We start from the raw sequence: 3,180 nt of genomic DNA on the forward strand, positions 1-3,180 counted from the left end.
GCCCGGGCGGGCCGGACCGCGCCCGCCGCGCCGGTGCCGAGCCGCTTCAGCGCCTCGGCGTCGTCGGCGGCCCGCACCAGGCAGGTGACCTCGGCGCCGCGTGCCAGGAAGGCCTCCAGCAGGTGTCGTCCGAGGTAGCCGGTGGCGCCGGTGAGCAGCACCCGGGCGGGTTCGCGCACCGTCGCCCGGGCCGTCGGGGCGACACCGGGGTGCAGCAGTTGGCCGGAGGTGGACAGCGGTGCCCGGACGGGCGGTGCGGCCACCGGCGCCTCGGCGTCGGCCCGCGCGTCGGTCCGGCCGACGACCTCGGCCTGCGCCTCGGCCGCCACGGCGCGGGCGAACCGCCCGGTGATCCGCTCGGCGGCGGGGTGCGGCAGGCCGGGCCGGCCGTACACCAGGTCGGCGACCAGCCGCTGCTCCACCACCCGTGCGGTGAGCCGCAGTTCGTACAGCGGGTCGCCGCCCGTACAGCGGGCCGTGCCGGCCTGTTCGGCGGCGACGGTCCAGTCCAGCGCGGGCTCCTCGGGCAGCCGGAAGGTGCCGAGGAAGTTGAAGCCGACGGCGGGCCGTCCGCCGGGCCCGTCCATCGGCCGGACGGGGGCCTCGCGCAGCCGCCGGGCCACGGTGTCCGGGGTGGCCCCGGCGTCCAGCTCGACGTGCTTGACGGCGGTGAACCAGCCGACGGTGTCCAGGAATTCGCCCGGGTCGCCGACCGCGTCCCGGCCGTGGGTCTCGACCTCCACCGCGAGCCGGGGGCGGCCGCCGTCACCGGTGACGGCCTCGGCGAAGGCGGCCAGCAGTACGGCCTCCAACCCGGCCCCGGCACCGCGCCGGGCGATCAGCCGGGCGGTGGCGTCCGGGTCGAGCGCCCAGCTGAGCGCGGCGGGCTCCTCGGCCTCTCCGGCCTCCTCGGCTTCCCCGACCTCCCCGGTTCCCCCGACGGTGGTGTCCCCGGCAGCGGGTTCCGCCGCGTCGGAGGACGAGACCGCCGCCCAGGCGTAGAAGTCCGCCGTCGGCGGCAGGTCGACCGGCTTCCGGTCGAGCACCGCCCGGTACGCGTGCGCCAGGTCGTCCAGCAGGATCCGCCAGGACAGCCCGTCGACCACCAGGTGGTGCGCGATCAGCGCGAGCCGGTCGTCGGTGCCGGGCGGGCCCGTGAACAGGTGGGCACGCAGCAGCCGACCGGCCGACGGGTCGAGGCTGCGGTGGAGTTCGGTGCAGACCCCGGCGACGGTGTCGGCGATCTCCCCGGCCGCGCGCGGGATCCGGGAGAAGGAGACCGGGTCGAGCTCGGCCACCGCCCGGACCTCGCCGCAGCCGTCCGGGGCGACCGGCCGGCGCAGCGCCGGGTGCCGTTCCAGGACGGCCGCGACGGCCGCCGAGAGCGCCTCCGGGTCGACGGCGGTGCGACAGCGCAGCAGCACCGACTGGTTCCAGTGCCGCAGGTCCCGCACCGTCCGCTGCCGGTACAACCACCGCTGGGCCGGGGCGAGTTGGCGACCATCCGTGGAGCCGCGCGGGGCCGGGACGGACGGCGCGACCGGGACGGCGACCGCCGCCAGGCCCTCCGCCGTCGGGTACCGGTAGAAGTCCTCGTAGGCGACCCGCAGGCCGGAGCGCCGCAGGAGGGCGATGGTGCGCATGGCGAGGATGGAGTCCCCGCCGAGGCCGAGCACGTCGGCGCGCGGCCCGACGGCGGGCAGGCCCAGGGCGCCCGCCCAGAACCGGGCGATCTCCCCGGCCGGTCCGCTCCCCGCACCGCCGTTCACCCCGGTGTCGTCCGGTTCGGTTCCGTCCGACCCGGTGCCGTCCGACTCGGCCCGGGCCTCGACCAGTTCGGCCGCCAGCTCGGCCAGCCGCTGCCGGTCGAGCTTGCCGTTCGGTCCGACCGGGAACCGCGGCAGCACCAGGATCGGCTGCGGCACAGAGTAGCCGGGCAGCCGGTCCCGCAGGTGCGCCCGCAGCCCGTCCAGGCTCCCGGCCCCGTCCGCGCCGTCTGCGCCGTCCAACAGCCGGACGACACCGATGAGTTGGTGGCCGAGCGCGGTCTCCCGCAGCAGCGCCGCCGAGCGCGCGACGCCCGGGTGGCCGTCCATCGCCCGCTCGACCTCGGCGAGGTCCACCCGGTAGCCGCGGACCTTGACCTGGCGGTCCACCCGGCCCAGGAAGACCAGGCTGCCGTCCGCCCGCCGCCGGCACAGGTCGCCCGTGCGGTAGACGAGCCGGCCGTCGCGCCGGACGAAGCCGCGGGCGGTCTCGTCCGGCCGGCCGAAGTACCCGGCGGCCACGCCCCGGCCGCCGATGAGCAGTTCGCCCACCGAGCCGTCCGGCACCGCCCGGCCGTCGCCGTCCACCACGGTCAGCAGCACCTTGCCGATCGCGGTGCCGATCGGTACGGTCGGCTCCTCGGCGGGCAGTTGGCGGGCGGAGGTGACGAGCAGGCAGGTGGCGCCGACGGTGGTCTCGGTCGGTCCGTAGTGGTTGGCCAGCCGCGCGGTGGTGCCGCCGTCGAGCAGGGCGGCGGCGAGCGGGCGGGGCAGCGCCTCGCCGCCGAGCAGCACGGTGTGCAGCGGCGGGGTGTCGGCGGGGCGGCCCTCCAGCAGGGCGGTGAGGTGCGAGGGGGTGGTCTTCAGCACGTCCACCCGGGCCCGCCGCAGCGAGGCCCAGAAGGCTTCCGGGTCGCGTACCTCGCGGTCCGGCACGAGGTGCACCGAGCCGCCGGTGGCCAGGGCGAGCAGCCAGGCGGTGTGGCCGAGGTCGGCGGCCAGGGTGGTGACGTGGGCGGCGCGGGGCGCGTCGGCCTCGGTGAGGTCGAGCCGCCCGGCCAGGGCCCGGGCGTAGTGCACCGCGTTGGCGTGGGTGACGGCCACCGCCTTGGGCTCGCCGCTCGACCCGGAGGTGAAGGAGAGGTACGCGAGGTCCTCGCCCCGTACCTCGGTGGCCACCGGGGGCAGCTCCGGCAGCGCCTCGACGTCCACCACCTCCCCGCCGAGGCCGCCCTCGGTGGCGAGCACCCGGGCCACCCGGACGGAGGCCAGCCGCCGGGCCAGGTCGGCCGCCGACCAGTCCGGATCGGCGAGCACGGCCGCCGCGCCGGCGCGCAGCACGCCGTACAGCAGCACCAGCATCCGGGCGTCCCGGGGCCCGAGCAGGGCGACCCGGTCGCCCCGGCGGGTGCCG

General features: G+C 78.0%; 1 protein-coding gene. It reads right to left on the reverse strand.

Annotated features, from left to right (window positions below):
- The coding region (locus AE652_RS38455) for an AMP-binding protein (RefSeq protein ID WP_049660058.1) at nt 1-3,180 on the reverse strand (3,180 nt) is incomplete at both ends.

The sequence above is a fragment of the Kitasatospora sp. MY 5-36 genome, from assembly GCF_001182915.1.
In the GTDB taxonomy this organism is placed as follows: domain Bacteria; phylum Actinomycetota; class Actinomycetes; order Streptomycetales; family Streptomycetaceae; genus Kitasatospora.